General features: G+C 62.8%; 1 pseudogene. It reads right to left on the minus strand.

The window, feature by feature from the left end:
- Positions 1 to 374, minus strand: a pseudogene (locus tag FOZ70_RS35250) (enoyl-CoA hydratase); the annotation flags it as partial.
- Positions 375 to 553: the final 179 nt, after the last annotated feature.

Below are 553 nucleotides of genomic sequence, written 5' to 3' on the forward strand. Positions count from 1 at the left end.
GCACTAAAAAACAAAANNCCGAAGCCCGTGTAGATCTCGTACACGCCGTCGATGCACGAGCGCGCGTAGGCCATCAGCAGGTCGCGCTTGCCGCTGCGGATCGCATCGACGAAGAAGCTCAGGTCGCCGCCGACGTTGAACAGCTCGGGGACGAGCGAGCCCGTCACCCAGAAGTCGAACGGCAGGCCCGAGTCGCGTGCGACGCGTGCGAGATGGATGATGTCGGTAACGAGTTGCTGGTTGAAGCACGGCCGCGGCTCCGATCGCAGCATCATCCACATGACATTACGTCCTTCTTCGTAAAAGGCAGTCAGTTGCGTGAGTTCGCCGGCTTCATAAAACGGGCGGCACGCGGGATGGGATTGGAGTTGCATGGTATGTCCTCGAGAGATGTGGTTTTTGAAGACCGTCGCGCCCGGTGCCGAGCGGGAGACGGGTTCCCGCAAGGCGCCGGGCGCGAGGCATTGCCATTGTTGCGCGCGCACAAAAGTCGAATTGCGGGGAACAACGCACGAACGGGGCGCAGGTGCCGGTCGCGCCGGGGCGTGGGGGG

Source organism: Burkholderia sp. COPS, assembly GCF_019425585.1.
Taxonomy (GTDB): Bacteria; Pseudomonadota; Gammaproteobacteria; order Burkholderiales; family Burkholderiaceae; genus Burkholderia; species Burkholderia cepacia.